This is a genomic window from Zobellella iuensis (assembly GCF_016746085.1).
GTDB classification, from domain to species: Bacteria; Pseudomonadota; Gammaproteobacteria; order Enterobacterales; family Aeromonadaceae; genus Oceanimonas; species Oceanimonas iuensis.
In genome coordinates, this window is sequence record NZ_JAERTZ010000026.1 from 494,275 (window position 1) to 511,388 (window position 17,114).

A 17,114-nucleotide genomic window follows, 5' to 3' on the forward strand; every position below is an offset into this window, starting at 1 on the left:
CTGGCCGGCCGCCCTCGGTGTTACGGCTGTTCGTTCGCGGGGGCGGAGAGCTGTTCCAGAATGGCGCAGTCGGGGTGCTCATCGCCCGGGCAGGCGGCGATCAGTTGTTCCAGGGTGGTTTTCATGGCGGCCAGCTCCCGCATCTTTTCCTCCACCTCCGCCAGGTGCTGCTCGGCCAGCTCGCGTACCGCCCGGCTGGCCCGGTGCGGATCCCGCCGCAGCCGGAGCAGGTCTTCAATCTGGCGGATGGAAAAGCCCAGCAGCCGCGCCTGGCGGATGAACTTGAGCTCCTCGACGCTGTGCCGATCGTATTGCCGGTAGCCGGACTCGGTGCGGGCCGCCGGCCTGAGCAGACCGCTCTGTTCATAGTGGCGGATCATCTTGGCCGACACCCCGGCCCGCCGCGCCGCCTCTCCGATATTCATGGGAACCTCCGTAGTGCCATCATCCGGTATTGTGCCCCGTCCCTGGATGCCCGCCTGCGCGGGCATGACGGTGCGGTGTCACTCCCGCGAAGGCGGGAGTCCATGGCGCACCGCGGTTAAAAAGATGTCCGCCCGGCTCAGGCCGGCGGGTAGCCGGCTTCCACCAGGGCCTCGATCACCTCGTCCCGACCGATGGCGCTCGCCACCTGCAAGCGATGCGCCGCCAGGTCGAATTCCAGCACGCAGCCCGGGTCCAGCTCTTTCAGCGCCCGGCTGATGGCGCCGGTGCAATGGCCGCAGCTCATGTCGGGCAGGGTAAAGGTCAGCATCGCTCTCTCCTCGTGTTTGGTTGCTTCACCCCCTTACTTTCAACCTTACCACAAGGGCAAGGTCAAGCCCTTTTTACGACTGTTCCAGCCGCCGCTCCTTGATCCAGGCATAGAGCGCCGGTATCACCAGCAGGGTCAGTATGGTCGAGGACACCATACCGCCCACCATGGGGGCGGCGATGCGGCGCATCACCTCGGAGCCAGTGCCCGTGCCCCACATGATCGGCAGCAGGCCGGCCATCACCGACACCACCGTCATCATCTTGGGCCGTACCCGCTCCACCGCGCCCTCGATGACGGCGGCATAGAGATCGGCCGCCCCCGGGGCCCGCCCCTCCTCCCGGCACTGGCGGCACAGCGTCTGCCAGGCCTGATCCAGGTAGATCAGCATGATCACCCCGGTCTCGGCCGCCACCCCGGCCAGGGCGATAAAGCCCACCGCCACCGCCACGCTCAGGTTGTAGTCGAGCCACCACAGCAGCCAGACCCCGCCGATCAGGGCGAAAGGCACCGACAGCATCACGATCAGGGTCTCGGTCAGGCGCCGGAAGTTGAGGTAGAGCAGCAGGAAGATCAGTGCCAGGGTGGCCGGCACCACCAGCTTCATCTTCTCCATGGCCCGTTCCATGCTTTCGAACTGACCGCTCCACACCGCGTAGTAGCCGGGCGGGAAGGACACCTGATCCTGCACCGCCTCGCGGGCCTCGGCCACGTAGCCGCCGATGTCCCGCTCGCGGATATCGACGTAGATGTAGGCCGACAGCAGGCCGTTTTCGGTGCGGATGCCCGGCGTGCCCTGCTCGATGCGAATGTCCGCCAGCTGGCCGAGCGGGATCAGGGCCCCGTCCATCCCGGCCACCAGCACCTCGCGGGCGATGGTGTCCGGGTCGCCGCGCAGTTCGCGCGGGTAGCGCAGGCTCACGCCGAAGCGCTCCCGCCCCTCCACCGTGGTGGTCACCAGCTCACCGCCCAGGGCGGCGGCGATCACCGACTGCACCTCGGCCATGCTCAGGCCGTAGCGCGCCAGTTGGCGCCGATCCGGGCTGATGGTGAGGTAGTAGCCCCCGGTCAGGCGTTCGGCGAAGGCGCTGCTGGTGCCCGGCACCTGCCGCACCACCGCCTCTATCTGCCGCGACAGCCGTTCTATCTCCTGCAGATCCTGGCCGAACACCTTGATGCCGATGGGGGTCCGGATGCCGGTGGAGAGCATGTCGGTGCGCGCCTTGATCGGCATGGTCCAGGCGTTGGCGATGCCGGGCAGGCTGACCGCCTGGTCCAGCTCGGCGATCAGCCCGTCCAGGGTCAGGCCGGGGCGCCACTCCCGCTCCGGTTTCAGGTTGATCACCGTTTCGAACATCTCGAGCGGGGCCGGATCCGTGGCCGAGTTGGCCCGCCCGGCCTTGCCGAACACCGAGGCCACCTCGGGAAAGCTCTTGATGATCTTGTTCTGGGTCTGCACCAGCTCGGCCGCCTTGGTCACCGACATGCCCGGCAGCGAGGCGGGCATGAACAGCAGGGTGCCCTCGTTGAGGCTGGGCATGAATTCGCTGCCGAGCCGGGCATAGGGCCACCAGCTACTCACCAAAGCCACCACCGCCAGCAGCAGGGTCAGCTTCTTCCAGCGCAGCACGCCGTGGATCCAGGGCCGGTACAGCCACATCAGCACGCGGTTGACCGGGTTGCGCCGCTCGGCAATGATGCGGCCGCGCACGAACATCAGCATCAGCACCGGCACCAGGGTCACCGACAGCAGGGCGGCCCCGGCCATGGCGAAGGTCTTGGTGTAGGCCAGCGGCGAAAACAGCCGTCCTTCCTGATCTTCCAGGGCGAACACCGGCAGGAAGGACACCGTGATGATCAGCAGGCTGAAGAACAGCGCCGGGCCCACCTCCTGGCAGGCCTCCAGCATGATGGCATGGCGCGACTTGCCCGGCGGCGCCCGCTCCAGGTGCTTGTGGGCGTTTTCGATCATGACGATGGAGGCGTCAATCATGGCGCCGATGGCGATGGCGATGCCGCCCAGGCTCATGATGTTGCTGCCCAGTCCCAGGGCGCGCATGCAGATAAAGGCGAACAGGATGCCGAGCGGCAGGGTGACGATGGCCACCAGGGCGCTGCGCGCATGGAGCAGGAACACGAAGCACACCAGGGCCACCACCAGGCTTTCTTCCAACAGCTTGAGGCTGAGGTTGTCGATGGCGCGCTGGATAAGCTCGGATCTGTCGTACACCGGCAGCAGCTCCAGACCCTCGGGCAAGCCCGGTGCCAGCCGGGCCAGGGTCCGCTTGAGGTTGTCGATCACCGCCAGGGCGTTCTCGCCGTAGCGGGCCACGGCGATGCCGCCGACCACTTCCCCCTCGCCGTTGAGCTCGGCCAGGCCCCGCCGCTCGTCCGGGCCCAGCTCGATGCGGGCGACATCCCCCAACAACACCGGCACGCCCTGGCTGGCCTTGAGCACTATCTGGCGCAGATCCGCCACCCCGGTCAGGTAGCCGCGCCCCCGCACCATGTACTCGGTTTCGCTCATTTCCACCGCCCGGCCGCCCACATCCAGGTTGCTCTGGCGGATAGCCTCGGCCACTTCCATAAACGACAGGCCGTAGGCGCGCAGCCGCACCGGATCCACCACCACCTGGTACTGGCGCACGAAGCCGCCCACCGTCGCCACCTCGGCCACGCCCTGGGCCTGGGTCAGCTGGTAGCGGATAAACCAGTCCTGCAGGGTGCGCTGCTCGGCCAGATCGTGCCGATCGGACTGCAGCGCATACTGGTACACCCAGCCCACCCCGGTGGCGTCGGGCCCCAGGCTGGGCGTGACGCCCGCCGGCAACTGGCCGGCGGCGCCGTTGAGGTATTCCATCACCCGCGAACGGGCCCAGTAGAGATCGGTGCCGTCTTCGAAGATCACGTACACGAAAGAGGCGCCGAAGAAGGAAAAGCCCCGCACCACCCTGGCCTTGGGCACCGACAGCATGGCGGTCACCAGCGGGTAGGTGACCTGATCCTCCACCACCTGGGGCGCCTGGCCGGCGTAGTCGGTATAGACGATGACCTGCACGTCCGACAGATCCGGAATGGCGTCCAGGGGCGTCTGCCGTACCGCCTGGAGGCCGCCGATCACCAGCAGCCCGGTCAGCAGCAGCACGATCAGCCGGTTGTTGAGCGACCAGGCAATGACTGCGTTCAGCATGATCAGTGCCCTCCCTGCGCCGTATGGGCATGCTCGCCATGGCCACCGAGACCGCCGTGGTCGTGGCCAGCGTCCGGCTCCATGGCAGCGGCACCGTGACTGGCATGGTCGTGGCCGGCGTCCTGCTCCATGGCAGCGGCGCCGTGACCGGCATGGCCGTGGCCGGCGTCCGGCTCCATGGCAGCGGCGCCGTGACCGGCATGGCCGTGGCCGGCGTCCGGCACCACGGCAGCGCTGCCGTGACCGGCATGGCCGTCATGCTCCCGGCCGTCATCCGCCGCCCCCGGCCCGGCGCCGCCGTTCATGCCCTGCAGGGCGGCCATCAGGTTGCTTTCGGCATCGATCAGGAAGTTGGCGGAGGTCACCACCTGCTCGCCGGGGGCCACTCCGGCGGCCACCTGCCAGTAGCCGTCGTGGCGGCCGGCGGTGGTCAGCTCCCGCGGCTCGTAGAGCCCCTCGGCCAGGGCGACGATGGCCACCCGGCGCCGGCCCGAGTCGATCACCGCCGAGTCGGGCAGCGCCACGCCCCGGCCGAGGTCGTGGTGCAGCTGCACCCAGGCGAACTGGCCGGGTTTGAGCCGGCCGCCGGGGTTGTCCAGCTCGACCCGCACCCGGAGGGTGCGGGTGTCGCCGTTCAGCACCGGGGCCACGAAGGCCACCCGGCCGTCGAAGGTCTCGCCGGGATAGGCTTCCAGGCCGATGGAAACCGGCCGGCCCGGCTCGGCCAGCGCCAGCTCCTGCTCGGGGATTTCGACCTGCAGCCAGAGCCGGGACAGATCGGCCAGCCGGAACAGCTCCTCGCCGGGCATGAAACGGGCGCCTTCCAGCACCGGCTTGGCCAGCACGGTGCCGCCGCGCGGCGCCGGATAGGCGATGGTGCGCCTGGGCTCGCCGCCCCCGCGCAGGCGCGCCAGCTCCGCCTCGGGCAACTGCCACAGCTGCAGCCGGCGCAGGCTGCTGTCGGCCAGCTGGGCCAGCCCCCGGCGCAGCGCCTCGTCGCCCCCGGCCAGCCGTTGCAGGCCCCGGTGCGCCAGGCGGTATTCCTGGGCGGCGGCGTAGAGCTCGGGGCTGTATACCTCGAACAGCGGCTGGCCGGCCTCCACCCGCAGGCCGGTTTCCTTCACCAGCAGCCGTTCGACCCAGCCCTCGAAACGGGGCGCCACCGAGAACAGGGCGCCCTCGTCCGGCTCCAGGGTCGCCACCGCCCGCAAGTTGCGGCTGAAGTCGCGCTCCTGCACCCTTTCGGTCCTGACCCCCAGCTTCTGCACCTTGTCGGCGGATACCCTGACCTGGTTGGGACCGGTCACCTCGCTGGCATAAACGGGGATGTAATCCATGCCCATGGGATCCTTCTTCGGCACCGGCGAGGTGTCGGGCAAGCCCATGGGATTGCGGTAATAGAGGATGCGCCCGGCCGGTTCCGCGGCCGGCTCGTGCTCGAACACCGGGAGATAATCCATGCCCATGGGATCCTTCTTCGGCACCGGCGAGGTGTCGGGCAGCCCCATGGGATTGCGGTAATAGAGGATGCGGGGGCCGGCATCGGCCGCCTGGGGCGCAGGGGCGACCTGCTGCTGGCCCAGCCAGTAGCCGCCGCCCGCCAGCATCAGCCCCGCCGCCGACAGCAGCAGTGTGGACATGGCTTTCATCATTGTTCTCCTGTCAGGGTCAGCAGGGCGTTTTCGGCCCGGAAGCGTGCCACTTCGGCCATCAGCTGGTCCTGGCCGAGCCGGCGGATCTGTTGCTGGGCATCCAGCAGCATGGCAAATTCCACCCGGCCGGTGGCGTACCCCGCCAGCGCCGATTCAAAGGTCAGCTCCGCCTGGGGCAGCAGGCTGTGCCGCAGCAGTTCCAGCTGCTGCCGGCTGCCGTCCCGCCGGGCCACCAGGCCGTGCACGGCCTGCTCCAGCTCGCGCCGGCCCGCGTCTGCCAGGGCCTGGCTGCGCGCCAGCATGGCGCCGGCCTCGGCCCGCTCCGCCCGCCGCGCGCCCTGCTGCAGGGGCAGCCGCACCGACAGCATCAGCTCGACGTTGTCGAGCTCGTTGTCCATCTGCACCGCCGACAGCCCCAGCCCCACCTCGGGCCTGTTGTTCAGCCGGCTCTGCCGGTAGCGGCTGTCGGCGGCCTGCCGCTGCTGCTCCAGCGCCTTCAGGCCCGGGTTGCGGGCCAGGGCCCGCTCCCCCCAGTCGGCCTCATGGCCGAGCAATTCGGGCAGGCTGTCGGGCTGGCCACCCAGGGCGGCCGGTGCCAGGTTGAGCAGGCCGGCCAGCTCGGCCCGGGCGGCTTCCGCCTCGGCCAGCAACGCCAGTTGCTCGTTACCGAGCATGGTGCGCTCGGCCTGGGCCCGCAGCACCTCGGCCTGGGCGCCGAGACCGACGGCATAACGCTGCTGGGCGGTCTGCTCGACCTGCTCGATCAGCAATTCCAGGTGCCGGTTGATGCGCTGGCTTTCCTGCGCCTGGTACCAGTCGGCGTAGGCCGTGCGCACCTGGCCACGCAGCCGGAGCCGTCGCTGCTCGCGCTCGAATCCGGCCTGGCGGCTGCCCGCCTCGGCCCGCTCCACCTCGAGCCCGCGCGTGCCCCAGCGGGGCAGCATCTGCTCGATGCCGTACTTCATTTCCCCCACCCGGCGCGGCGCCAGGGTGGGGTTGTCGGGATCGATGCCCATCCATTCGATGCGCAACACAGGGTCGTCCCAGGCGCTGGCCATGACGATGGCCTGGCGGCTGGCCTCGACCTCGGCGGACATGGCGGCAAGCTCGGGATTGTGCCGTTCGGCCAGCTCCAGCAAGGCCGGCAGGTCGAGGGAGGCAGGGGTTTCCGCCAGGGCGGGATTCATCAGGGCAAGGCCGACCAGCACGGCGGCCAGCCGGCCACCAACGGCGCGGCGCGGGGGTTCTTTCATGGGGGCATCCACTGTTCTATAACCATGGTTACAGCATGGATGTTCAACCTGATGCCAAGCTGACGGCAGCATTACATTTCTGTCATCCGGGCGGATGGGGGGAACAAAATGGTAAAGTGGCCGCCATTGCATAGCGTTACCTCACCGACCCGGCAAGGAGTCCGACCGCCAAGATGGGCAGCTTTCTTTCCCTGACCACCCGCCTGAGCCTGCTGTTCGGCGTGACCATGATCGGCATCTGGAGCCTGGTCAGCCTGGTGCTGATCCAGTCCCTGGACCACCATTTCGACCAGCAGGACCAAGCCGATATCCAGGGCAAGCTGCAGCTGGCCCGCAACTTCCTCGCCACCCACCTGCAGGGTGACGGCCAGCGCTGGCCCCTGCTGGAAGAGCACCTCAACGACGCCCTCTCCGGCCACGGCAGCCACTATATCCTGATGCTGGATCCGGACGGCCGGATGCTGGTCGATGCCCGGCCGCCCGGCGCCCGCCAGCCGGGGCTGGAGCACCTGCCCCTGGCGATGCCGCCGTCGGCCAGTTGGCAGCAAACCTGGGAGGAGCAGGGCATCGTCTATCGCGGCCTGGCCGAGTGGGAAGACTTCGGCCCGCCCCTGCCCTGGCCCGGCGCCCCCGAGCGGGTGCTGATCCGGGTGGTGCTGGACACCAGCTACCACCAGCACTTTATCGACGACATCAAGAAGGGGCTGGCCTGGTTTACCGGCGGCATCGCCCTGATCTCGGTGCTGCTGGGCTGGCTGGCCTCCCGCCTGGGGCTCAAGCCGTTGCGGGAGCTGGCCTCGGTGTCCACCCGGGTCAGCGCCGCCAAGCTCGATCACCGGCTGTCGCTGGCGCAGGCGCCGGTGGAGCTGCACGCCCCCATCCAGGCCTTCAACGCCATGCTGGATCGGCTGGAGGACTCCTTCCGGCGGCTGTCCGAGTTTTCCTCGGATATCGCCCACGAGCTGCGCACCCCGGTCAACAGCCTGATGATGCAGACCCAGGTTGCGCTATCCCGGGAGCGCGACGCCGACGACTACCGGGAAGCGCTGTACAACAACCTGGAGGCGGCCGAGCGGCTGGCGCGGATGATCGGCGAGATGCTGTTTTTGGCCAAGTCGGAGCAGGGGCTGCTGACCGTGCTGGCCGAAGAGGTCGACCTGGCCGGGGAAGTGGACGAACTGCTGGAATTCTTCGAGCCCCTGGCCAGCGAGCAACAGCTGCGGCTGCGGCGCCGGGGCGAGACCCGGCTGCACGGCGATCGCGCCATGCTGCAACGGGCCTTCAGCAACCTGCTGTCCAATGCCATCCGCTATACCCCGGCCGGGGCCGAGATCCGGGTGGAGATAGGGCGGGACGACGACGCCGTGATCGTGGCCGTCGCCAACCCGGGCACCCCCATCCCCGCCGAGCAGTGGCCGCGCCTGTTCGATCGCTTCTACCGCGCCGACAGCGCCCGCCAGTCGGCGACCGACGGCACCGGCCTGGGGCTGTCCATCGCCAAGGCCATCGTCCAGGCCCACGGCGGTACCCTGTCGGTGCACTCCGACGAGCACGAAACCCGCTTCAGCGCCCGCTTTCCCCGGACGCGCCCGCCAGGGGCGTCCGCTTGAGCCGGAGCGAGTTGCCGACAACCGACAGCGAGCTGGCGGTCATGGCGACTACCCCTATCATGGGGTGCAGCAACCCCAGGGCGGCGATGGGAATGGCGGCCACATTGTAGCCGGAGGCCCACAGCAGGTTTTCGACTATCTTGCGGAAGGTCAGCCGCGAGAGGTGCGCGGCCTGTACCACGCCGCCGAGGCGGTCGCCGATCAGGATGACGTCGGCGGCCTCCACCGCCACGTCGGCGCCGGCGCCGATGGCGATGCCCACGTTGGCCTGCTTCAGGGCCGGGGCGTCGTTGATGCCGTCCCCCACCATGGCCACCCAGGGCCCCACCTCGGCCTGCAGCTCCCGCACCTTGTCTATTTTGCCTTCCGGCAGCACCTGGGCGTAGACGCTGTCGATGCCCACCTGGGCCGCCACATGGCGGGCGGCCCGCTCGTTGTCGCCGGTGAGCATCACGGTGCGGATGCCCATGGTCTTGAGCGCGGCCACCGCCTCCCGGGCATCGGCCTTGAGGGTGTCGGCGATGGCCACCACCCCGATCAGCCGGTGTTCACGGGCCACATAGAGGGCGGTCTTGCCCTGCTCCTCCATCCCGGCCAGCGCCCCCGCCAGCTCGTTCGTGTCCAGCCCGCATTCGGCCATCCAGCGGCCGTTGCCCACCCGCACCAGGGCACCCTCGAGGCGGGCCTGTACCCCCCGGCCGTTGAGCGCCTCGAAGGCCTCGAGCGGCGGCAGCGCAAGATGCGCTTCCCCGGCCCTGTCCCGCAGCGCCTGGGCGATGGGGTGCTCGGAGCCGACCTCGACCGCCGTGGCCAGCACCAGCAGCTCGTCCGCCGACACGCCCCCGGCCGGCACCAGATCGGTCACCACCGGCTGTCCCCGGGTCAGGGTGCCGGTCTTGTCGAACACCACCACCCGGATGTCCTTGAAGGTCTGAATGGCCTCGCCGGAGCGGTACAGTATACCCAGCTCGGCGCCCCGCCCGGCCCCCACCATCAGGGCGGTGGGCGTGGCCAGGCCCAGGGCGCAGGGACAGGCGATCACCAGCACCGCCACGCTGGACAGCAGGGCCACCAGGGGCGCCGACAGTTCCGGATTGACCCAGGGCAGGAAGCCCGCCCCCCAGTACAGGATGCCTCGCAATGCCTCCCCGAACCCCAGCCAAACCGCCAGGCTGAGCAGGCTTGTCAGCAGCACCAGGGGCACGAAGCGGCCGGTCACCCGATCCGCGAACTCCTGGATCGGCACCTTGGAGCCCTGGGCCCGCTCCACCAGGCCGATCACCTGGGCCAGGAAGGTATCTTCCCCGACCCGGGTGGCGCGCACCCGCAGCAGACCCTCCTTGTTGATGGTGGCCCCGATCACCCCGTCACCGGGGGCCTTCTCGACCGGCAGCGGCTCGCCGGTGGCCAGGGACTCGTCCACATGGCTGGCCCCCTCGATCACCTCGCCGTCGGAGGGGATCTTCTCACCGGGGCGCACCACCATCAGGTCGCCCACCTGCACCTCGCCGATGGGCAGTTCCACCTCTTCGCCGTCACGCAGTACCCGGGCACTCTTGGCGCCCAGCTCCAACAACTGGCGGATGGCCTGGGAAGCCCGGCCCTTGGCCCGGCTTTCCAGGTAGCGGCCGAGCAGGTGGAAGGTCATGATGGTCGAGGCCATTTCCATAAAGGAAGTCATGGGAAACAGGAAGCCGACCAGGCCGATCAGGTAGGGCGGCAGGCTGCCCAGGCTGATGAGCACGTCCATGTTGGCGGTCCTGTTGGTGAGCGCCTTCCAGGCGGACACATGGGTGGCGGCACCGGCGACGAAGACCGGCACCACCGCCAGCAGGGCGACCAGCAGCAGGTAGCCCGGCACCGGCAACCAGAACATCTCCACCATCATCAGCAGCATGATCAGGGTGGTGGGCACCCCGGCCAGCCACAGCCGCCTGCGGGCATCGCGCAGGTAGGCTTCCTCGGCCTCGGCGCCGGCCTCGGCCTCCCCCTTCAACCCCGCATGGGCCACCTCGTAGCCGGCCCGCTCGACCGCCGCCCTGAGCGCGGCCACATCGGTCCGGCCGGCGTCGAACATCACCGTTACCTTGTGGGTGGCGATCTGGGTGCTGACCGCCGTGACCCCGGGCAGGCGCCGCAGCGAGGTGCCGACCAGACCGGCGCAGTGGTCGCTGCCCATGCCGGGGACAATCAGGGTCGCTTCGGCAGGCCCGCCGCCCGGCGCCCTGCCGGAGGCCTTCGCCTCCCTTGCTATGCTGTCCATCATCTCTTCTCCTTATCTGGCAACAGGGCCGCTCGCTCCCGGCAGGCGGGGGAAGAAGGCCGGCACCCGTTGCCGGTAGGCTTCCCATTCGGCCCCGAAGGCATCCCGGGTGCTTTGCTCCTCCTGCCGGGCCAGGCGCACGTACATCACCACCAGCACCGGGAACATCAGCAGGGTCAGCAGGGTCGGCCACTGCAGCAAAAAGCCGGCCATGATCAGCACGAAGGCCGCGTACTGGGGATGGCGGAGCCGGGCATAGGGCCCGCTCTGGGCCAGTTGTCCCTGGCGCTGGGCCCGGTAGAGCACCCGCCAGGCGCTGGCCAGCAGCAGGAAGCCGCCGAACACCAGGATATTGCTGAGAATATGCAGCAGGCTGAAATGGGGGTTGCCGCTCAGCCCGAGCAGGGTGCTCCACAGGTGGCCGGCGTCGTGGCTCAGGGGATCCAGTTGCGGGTAGCGCCCCTGCAGCCAGCCGGCCAGCAGGAACAGGGTCAGCGGCACGCCGTACATCTCGACGAACAGCGCCACGATAAAGGCGGCGAAGGTGCCGAAGGTGCGCCAGTCCCGCCGGCTCTGCGGCTTGAAGAAACTGAACGCGAACAGGATGAACACCAGGGAGTTGAGCACCACCAGCCCCCAGAGGCCATAGGCCGGAATATCATGATCCATAAGTTCAGTCTCCCTTGTGGTGGTGGTCGTCACCGCCACCCCCGCCATGGCCCCGGTGCATAAACAGGTGCATCAGGGGGCAGAGCAGGATAATGAGGTAGGGCAAGGCGCCCAGCAGGTGGGCGCGGTGCTCCTGCCACAGAAAGAACAGTGCCACGGCCGCGAACACCAGCAGAATGAGCCAGAAGCCGCGGGGCCCGGAGGCCGGGCCAGGGTTGGAATCCTTGTTCATGGGGATCTCCCGAAGGGGCCGGCCCCGGTAAAGGACCGGCCGCCGATGGTTAGTGCTGCATCTGGTCCATGTCCATCTGGCCCATGCCCATCTGGCCCATGTGCCCCATCATCTGCCGGCACATGGCCATATGCTCTTCCATCTGCGCCATGGACTGGGTCATGAACTCCAGGTGCTCCGCCAGCAACCGCTCGCGCTCGGCGGGATCCTGCGCCTGTTGCAGCGCCGCCATCTGCTCGCGCATGGTCTGCATTCGCTCCTGCATCATGCCCATCTGCTGCCGCCGTTCCATCATGGTGGCGGCATCGACCGGCTTGGCCGGTTCGGCGGGGGCGTGGTGGGCTTCTTCGGCCAGCACCGGCGACAGGTTCAGCATCAGGCCCAGGCCGGCGGCGATAAGGATATGTTTGTTCATGGTGATATTCCTCTTGCTCTATAAAGGGGAAGGCACGGCCACCGAGGGTGGAGGTGCGCTCCCTCTGGATAACGGGGTAAAGCGAGAATGAGCGCCGGGCACGAAGGCTCCCGGCTGCCGAGGGGAATATCAGATACGCAGGCGAACGGTGGCGAGATAGCGCGGCAGCTTGGCCAGGGGCGGTGCCCCGGGCTCGGCCAGTACCGCCCACCGCTGAAGATGCGGCGCCGCCGGCTGCGGCGGCGTGGAAGGAGGAGCCAGGAACAGCGTAAGCAGCCGCCCCTGGTCGCCCGGCTTGATAAAGGGCTCGGATTCATCCAGCCCCTGCTGATGGCAGATCAGCTCTTCGGCCTCGGCCTGGTGCGTCAGGCTGTCGAACACCGGCCCGGCCAGGCAATGGAGGGGCAGCAACAGCACCCACAGGCTCAGCAGGCACACCAACAGGCTTGCCACCGGCCGTGATCTTTCATTGCTGAACGGGTGCCCCATGCTCCCTCCCGGATAACCGATCTGAAAAATCAGTCTAAACAATATCAGTCTAGATGAGTTGATATGCCCTGGAGTTGATTTTGATCAACAATGACTCTTTAGTAGAGCTTGTTTTACCTGTCCTGGTTTTTGAACGAGATTAAAATTCATCAAGAACAGCTCAAGAAAAAGCCGGCCATAAGGCCGGCAAAAACATCCATCAGAGTCAAAACAAATAACTTACGCCAAGACCTTCACACAAAAAATAACCTGGTACTCAACATTAAAAACATCAACAATTACGATCACCAGCAATTCATGTCAATTCAAGATAAAACAATATAAATTAATGATGCCTGTTCATGCGCTCCTGAAACCGGTCGACACCGTCGGTTCCGTTAGGACCAACACTTAAATATACCTTTGCCGGAACAGGTTTCGCTTGGCTTTGATCATTTCGTAGTTTTTCCATTTTTTCCTGAAGGCGATCCACACCATCGGAGCCATTGCTGCCGGTATTAAGATAAACCTTTGCAGGCACACACTGTACAGCTTCTTCACCTGTTTTTGAGGCGCGTAGTGCAGACATTTTTGCCTGGAAGCGGTCTACACCATCACTTCCAAAGTTTTCGGTGCTTAAGCAGAGCTGAGCCGGTTTTTTATCAGAAAAAGTATCGGATGCCTGTAGTGTAGGCATCATCAATATGGCAGCAACAACGAGAATGGAGCTAGTGGTTTTTTTCATGATGCTTTCCCTCTTAACTTATGATGGGTAATTTAATTCTTAAGTTAAGAATAGCAACAGAAGCTGACCTTGCACTGACAAAATCATTACATTACTGTCATCTAAAAGTAATAAAAGACATCAATAGGAAATGCTATTTAATGCCTTTTTTACGCTGTTCATATCGTATGTGTTCGATGATGGCGCTCACATCATCTTGTCCCAGCCCAGGTATAGCGGGCATATCACCAAAGGACCAGTGATGGGCTCGAGAACCATTCTCTACGGCGAGGTAAAAGGATTTGTCTCCATGATGAGATGGCTCGTAAATTTTGTGTATAAAGGGAGGTCCCTGCCTGGTTCCTTGCAGCGTAACACCATGGCAGCTTGCACAGTTATCACTGTATAACTGCATACCAATAGTTAATTTTTCTCTTTTTCCTGCGGTCATACCAAAGCTGAAACTGTCATTAAACATGACATATAAGACAGCTGGTAGAGTAACGATGGCGATGCCGGACCACATGACTGTTTTTGATAATTTTTTCACCATCACTCCTATATCCCATGAGTCAGGAAAAACGGCATGGAGCCTGGCTCCATGCCGCCGCCAATCACATCACCTGGATGGAACCCTTCATGCCGGCTTCCATATGGCCGGGCAGCAGGCAGGCGAAGTCGACGGTGCCGGCCTGATCGAACTGCCACACCAGGCCGCCCATCTGGCCGCCCTGGAGGCTGATCATATTGGGCTCGGCATGGTGCATGTCCGGCATCTGCCGCATCATCTCGGCGTGCTCCAGCAGTGCCTCGGCATTGCCGATCACCAGTTCGTGCTCCAGTTTGCCGGCATTCTTGACGAAAAACCGCACCGTTTCCCCGGCCTTGACCTCTATGTGAGCGGGGGAAAAACGCATATCGTCGCCCATCATGACTTCAATGGTGCGGCTGACGTCCGCCGCCTTGCCGGGCTGGCCGACGCCCTGCATCTTCTGGTTCATCGAGGCCATGTCATGGCCCTGGTGGCCGCCATGGTGGCCGCCATGCTCTTCCGCGGCCATGGCGAATCCGGGCAGCAGGCCCAGCATGATAACGGACAGTGTTTTCTTCATATCGCATTGTTCCTTGATTGTGGGTTGTCTCTTTTAAGCAGTGATTCAAAACCAGAACCGGACCCCGGCCACCCAGCGGCCTTCCTGGGTCGATTCGCCCTCGGCCCGCACCATATCCGCGGTGTTGCCCAGGGCCGTGGCCCATTCCAGCCCCACATAGGGGGCAAACTGACGATCTATTTCATAACGCAGGCGCGCTCCCGCCACCAGCTCGGACAGGCCCCGCCCCTGGCCCCGGGCCTCGTCATCCTTGCCGTAGGCAGTCAGCTCCACCTTGGGCTGCAATACCAGGCGTTGGGTCAGCAGCAGTTCATATTCCGCTTCCAGCGCCAGTGCCGTCTGCCCCTGCTCGCCCAGGTAGGCGGTGGCATCCACCTCGAACCAGTAGGGTGCCAGGCCCGATACCCCCAGGGCCAGCCAGCCCTGATCCGGCCCGTGGCCAGTGTCGTAACGCACCCCGAGCTCGGTATTCCAGAATGAAGACAGGGCCCGGCTCCACAGCAGTTCGGTGCTGGACTCTTCCAGCCGGCCGGCTTCGATGTCGCCTTCCGCCTTCAGCACCGCCCTGTGGTAGTCGCGGCCCAGCCAGGCGCGGGTGTCGTACGCCCAGTGGTGTCCTGCGCCGGCATCGACCCGTTCCAGCCGGTCCACCAGCACCCCGCCGAACAGGTGCTCGTCCGCCAGCCGGAGCTGGCGAGGCCCGGGCAGCGCATAGGGGCCCTCATCCAGGGTGAAGCCGCCGGAATAGGCATGGGGATCCCGGGCGTCGGCCGGCGCCGGCCCGCCGCCGTGGCCCGCATGGGGATCCTGGGCCCAAACCGACGCCAGGGGCAGGGCCGCCAGCGCCAGCAGGATGCGGTTCATTCCGGACTTCATCGTCATTTTCCTCTTGTTCATGACACCACCACCATGCGGAACATGCCCGCGTCCATATGGAACATCAGGTGGCAGTGCCAGGCCCAGCGGCCCAGGGCATCGGCGGTCACCAGGAAGCTGATCCGCTGGGCCGGCTGCACCGGTATGGTATGGCGACGAACCAGAAAATCCCCCTCCGGGCTTTCCAGCTCGCTCCACATGCCGTGCAGGTGCATGGGGTGGGTCATCATGGTGTCGTTGTGCAGTATGATGCGCACCCGCTCCCCGTAGCTCAGGTGGATGGGGGTGGAGTTGCCGAACTCGACCCCGTCGAAGGACCAGGTGTAGCGCTCCATGTTGCCGGTGAGGTGCAACTCGATTTCCCGCTCCGCCGGGCGCGGATCCAGGGGGCCACCGGGGGTGCGCAGATCGGCCAGGGTCAACACCCGGCGACCGTTGTCGCGCAGGCCCACGCCGGGATCGTCCAGGTTGGTGCGCGGCATGTCCACCCGCATGTCGACGCTGGGGCCGTATTCGGTGCTGGCATGGCGCACCGTCTGGCTGGGCCTGGCCAGAGACGCCGCCATGGCGCCGTGCATACCATGGCCCATGGCGGCGTGGTCCATCCCGGCCATATTGCCGTGGCCCATGGCCGCATGATCCATGCCCGCCATGGCACCGCCGTGGGCGCCGTGATCCATGGCGCCCATCATGTCGGCCATGGTCAGTTGCTGGACCGGATCGATCGGCGGCACGGTGGCGATCAGCCCCTCGCGGGTGGCCAGGGTGCCCCGGGCATAGCCGGTTCTGTCCATGGCCTGGGCGAACAGGGTGTAGGCCTCGGCGGTGGGCTCCACGATCACGTCGTAGGTTTCACCGGGGCCGAAGCGGAACTCGTCCACGTCTACCGGCTCGACATTCAGGCCATCCGCCTGCACCACTGTCAGCTTGAGGCCGGGAATGCGCACGTCGTAAAAGGTATTGCCGGCCCCGTTGATAAAGCGCAGGCGCACCCGTTCGCCGGGTTTGAACAAGGCCGTCCAGTTGCCCGCCGGGGTGGTGCCGTTCATCAGGTAGGTCAGGGTCTCGGCCGACAGATCCGCCAGATCGGTCGGGCTCATCCGCATCTGGTTCCACATCAACCGCTTGCCGATGGCCGCCCCCAGCCCCTCACCGGAGACATCCCGGAAAAAGTCGGACACCGTCGGCTGGTTGAAGTTGTAGAAGTCGCCCTGGTTCTTGAGCTTGGCAAGAACCCGCATGGGGTTTTCGTCGGTCCAGTCGGACAACAGCACCACATGCTCGCGCTCGGCAATGATGGGCTCGGCCTCGGCCGGATCGATGATCAGGGCGCCGTACATGCCGGTCAGCTCTTGCATGCCGGAGTGGGAGTGATACCAATAGGTGCCGCTCTGCTCCAGCCGGAAGCGGTAGGTAAAGGTTTCGCCGGGGGCGATGCCGGCAAAGCTGATGCCGGGCACCCCGTCCATCTCGTAGGGCAGTATGATGCCGTGCCAGTGGATGGAGGTGGGCTCCTTGAGCTTGTTGACCACCCGGATGGTGACCTCGTCCCCTTCGCGCATGCGCAGGGTGGGTGCCGGAATGGAGCCGTTGATGGTGGTGGCCATGCGCCGCTTGCCGGTGAAATTGACCGGTGACTCGTCGATCACCAGCTCGAATTCGGTGCCGGTCAGCACCGGTGCCGACCCGGTCAGGGTGCCCGGACTGGCCGCCCGGGCGGGTGTTAGCAGGGGCGACAGCCCCAGGGCCACGCCACCGGCGGCCAACCCCTGCACAAAACGCCGGCGCGGCAGGTCCGGCATTCGATTGGAATGCGTCATCTCGTTCCCCTCTCCCTATTTGGCTTATTTGTATTTCATTGCGCTGGATCATACAAAGCGGCCACTTTCCGGGAGA

The 17,114-nt window shown here is 66.0% G+C and carries 16 protein-coding genes; 1 reads left to right on the forward strand and 15 read right to left on the reverse strand.

The genetic code is table 11. The features are described 5' to 3' along the window. Window positions 1–20: 20 nt before the first annotated feature. The 5 genes from cueR to JKV55_RS16375 form a co-directional block, all read right to left on the reverse strand. Complete coding sequence (cueR, locus tag JKV55_RS16355) at window positions 21–425, reverse strand: Cu(I)-responsive transcriptional regulator (RefSeq protein WP_202087871.1); 405 nt, start codon at window positions 423–425, stop codon at window positions 21–23. A gap of 137 nt (window positions 426–562) precedes the next feature. After that, window positions 563–754, reverse strand: a complete 192-nt coding sequence (locus tag JKV55_RS16360) for a heavy-metal-associated domain-containing protein (protein WP_202087872.1) — start codon at window positions 752–754, stop codon at window positions 563–565. A 73-nt stretch (window positions 755–827) separates the two neighbouring features. Next, complete coding sequence (locus JKV55_RS16365) at window positions 828–3,944, reverse strand: efflux RND transporter permease subunit (protein ID WP_202087873.1); 3,117 nt, start codon at window positions 3,942–3,944, stop codon at window positions 828–830. Between the two features lie 2 nt (window positions 3,945–3,946). Then, entirely contained in the window at window positions 3,947–5,584 is a 1,638-nt protein-coding gene (locus tag JKV55_RS16370) for an efflux RND transporter periplasmic adaptor subunit (protein ID WP_202087874.1), read from the reverse strand. Between the two features lie 8 nt (window positions 5,585–5,592). Continuing rightward, entirely contained in the window at window positions 5,593–6,849 is a 1,257-nt protein-coding gene (locus tag JKV55_RS16375) for a TolC family protein (protein ID WP_202087875.1), read from the reverse strand. A gap of 173 nt (window positions 6,850–7,022) precedes the next feature. Here JKV55_RS16375 and JKV55_RS16380 point away from each other — a divergent pair, with 173 nt between their 5' ends. Further along, window positions 7,023–8,459: a heavy metal sensor histidine kinase gene (locus JKV55_RS16380; protein WP_202087876.1), complete on the forward strand. Its 1,437-nt coding sequence runs from the start codon at window positions 7,023–7,025 to the stop codon at window positions 8,457–8,459. On the opposite strand, the gene JKV55_RS16385 is transcribed toward JKV55_RS16380, so the two are convergent. From JKV55_RS16385 to JKV55_RS16430, 10 genes are all read right to left on the reverse strand, one after another. After that, the gene (locus tag JKV55_RS16385) at window positions 8,413–10,725 is read right to left on the reverse strand and encodes a heavy metal translocating P-type ATPase (RefSeq protein WP_202087877.1); all 2,313 of its coding nucleotides are present in this window, start codon (window positions 10,723–10,725) and stop codon (window positions 8,413–8,415) included. The genes JKV55_RS16380 and JKV55_RS16385 overlap by 47 nt on opposite strands. A 9-nt stretch (window positions 10,726–10,734) precedes the next feature. Continuing rightward, window positions 10,735–11,391: a methyltransferase family protein gene (locus tag JKV55_RS16390; protein ID WP_202087878.1), complete on the reverse strand. Its 657-nt coding sequence runs from the start codon at window positions 11,389–11,391 to the stop codon at window positions 10,735–10,737. Between the two features lie 4 nt (window positions 11,392–11,395). Continuing rightward, window positions 11,396–11,623 (reverse strand): DUF2933 domain-containing protein, encoded by a 228-nt coding sequence (locus JKV55_RS16395; protein WP_202087879.1) that lies wholly within the window; start codon window positions 11,621–11,623, stop codon window positions 11,396–11,398. A 49-nt stretch (window positions 11,624–11,672) separates the two neighbouring features. Beyond that, complete coding sequence (locus tag JKV55_RS16400) at window positions 11,673–12,038, reverse strand: EMC3/TMCO1 family protein (RefSeq protein WP_202087880.1); 366 nt, start codon at window positions 12,036–12,038, stop codon at window positions 11,673–11,675. A 129-nt stretch (window positions 12,039–12,167) separates the two neighbouring features. Beyond that, entirely contained in the window at window positions 12,168–12,491 is a 324-nt protein-coding gene (locus JKV55_RS16405; protein ID WP_202087881.1) for a hypothetical protein, read from the reverse strand. 361 nt (window positions 12,492–12,852) lie between these two features. Further along, window positions 12,853–13,251 carry a hypothetical protein gene (locus JKV55_RS16410; RefSeq protein ID WP_202087882.1) on the reverse strand — a complete coding sequence of 133 codons (399 nt, stop codon included), beginning with the start codon at window positions 13,249–13,251 and terminating at the stop codon, window positions 12,853–12,855. A gap of 133 nt (window positions 13,252–13,384) precedes the next feature. Further along, window positions 13,385–13,783: a c-type cytochrome gene (locus JKV55_RS16415; RefSeq protein ID WP_202087913.1), complete on the reverse strand. Its 399-nt coding sequence runs from the start codon at window positions 13,781–13,783 to the stop codon at window positions 13,385–13,387. Window positions 13,784–13,844: 61 nt separating this feature from the next. Further along, entirely contained in the window at window positions 13,845–14,342 is a 498-nt protein-coding gene (locus tag JKV55_RS16420) for a cupredoxin domain-containing protein (RefSeq protein WP_237332909.1), read from the reverse strand. 45 nt (window positions 14,343–14,387) lie between these two features. Next, on the reverse strand, window positions 14,388–15,239 hold the full coding sequence (locus tag JKV55_RS16425) for a copper resistance protein B (RefSeq protein ID WP_237332910.1): 852 nt from the start codon (window positions 15,237–15,239) through the stop codon (window positions 14,388–14,390). Beyond that, a complete protein-coding gene (locus tag JKV55_RS16430) occupies window positions 15,236–17,038 on the reverse strand; it encodes a copper resistance system multicopper oxidase (protein WP_202087883.1) in 1,803 nt (600 codons plus the stop codon). Before JKV55_RS16430 ends, JKV55_RS16425 begins: the two co-directional genes overlap by 4 nt. Window positions 17,039–17,114 lie beyond the last annotated feature (76 nt).

Coding starts and splice junctions, on each gene's coding strand:
- cueR (WP_202087871.1), bottom strand. CDS start 425: ATGAATATCGGAGAGGCGGCGCGGCGGGCCGGGGTGTCGGCCAAGATG.
- JKV55_RS16360 (WP_202087872.1), bottom strand. CDS start 754: ATGCTGACCTTTACCCTGCCCGACATGAGCTGCGGCCATTGCACCGGC.
- JKV55_RS16365 (WP_202087873.1), bottom strand. CDS start 3,944: ATGCTGAACGCAGTCATTGCCTGGTCGCTCAACAACCGGCTGATCGTG.
- JKV55_RS16370 (WP_202087874.1), bottom strand. CDS start 5,584: ATGTCCACACTGCTGCTGTCGGCGGCGGGGCTGATGCTGGCGGGCGGC.
- JKV55_RS16375 (WP_202087875.1), bottom strand. CDS start 6,849: ATGAAAGAACCCCCGCGCCGCGCCGTTGGTGGCCGGCTGGCCGCCGTG.
- JKV55_RS16380 (WP_202087876.1), top strand. CDS start 7,023: ATGGGCAGCTTTCTTTCCCTGACCACCCGCCTGAGCCTGCTGTTCGGC.
- JKV55_RS16385 (WP_202087877.1), bottom strand. CDS start 10,725: ATGATGGACAGCATAGCAAGGGAGGCGAAGGCCTCCGGCAGGGCGCCG.
- JKV55_RS16390 (WP_202087878.1), bottom strand. CDS start 11,391: ATGGATCATGATATTCCGGCCTATGGCCTCTGGGGGCTGGTGGTGCTC.
- JKV55_RS16395 (WP_202087879.1), bottom strand. CDS start 11,623: ATGAACAAGGATTCCAACCCTGGCCCGGCCTCCGGGCCCCGCGGCTTC.
- JKV55_RS16400 (WP_202087880.1), bottom strand. CDS start 12,038: ATGAACAAACATATCCTTATCGCCGCCGGCCTGGGCCTGATGCTGAAC.
- JKV55_RS16410 (WP_202087882.1), bottom strand. CDS start 13,251: ATGAAAAAAACCACTAGCTCCATTCTCGTTGTTGCTGCCATATTGATG.
- JKV55_RS16415 (WP_202087913.1), bottom strand. CDS start 13,783: ATGGTGAAAAAATTATCAAAAACAGTCATGTGGTCCGGCATCGCCATC.
- JKV55_RS16420 (WP_237332909.1), bottom strand. CDS start 14,342: ATGAAGAAAACACTGTCCGTTATCATGCTGGGCCTGCTGCCCGGATTC.
- JKV55_RS16425 (WP_237332910.1), bottom strand. CDS start 15,239: ATGAACAAGAGGAAAATGACGATGAAGTCCGGAATGAACCGCATCCTG.
- JKV55_RS16430 (WP_202087883.1), bottom strand. CDS start 17,038: ATGACGCATTCCAATCGAATGCCGGACCTGCCGCGCCGGCGTTTTGTG.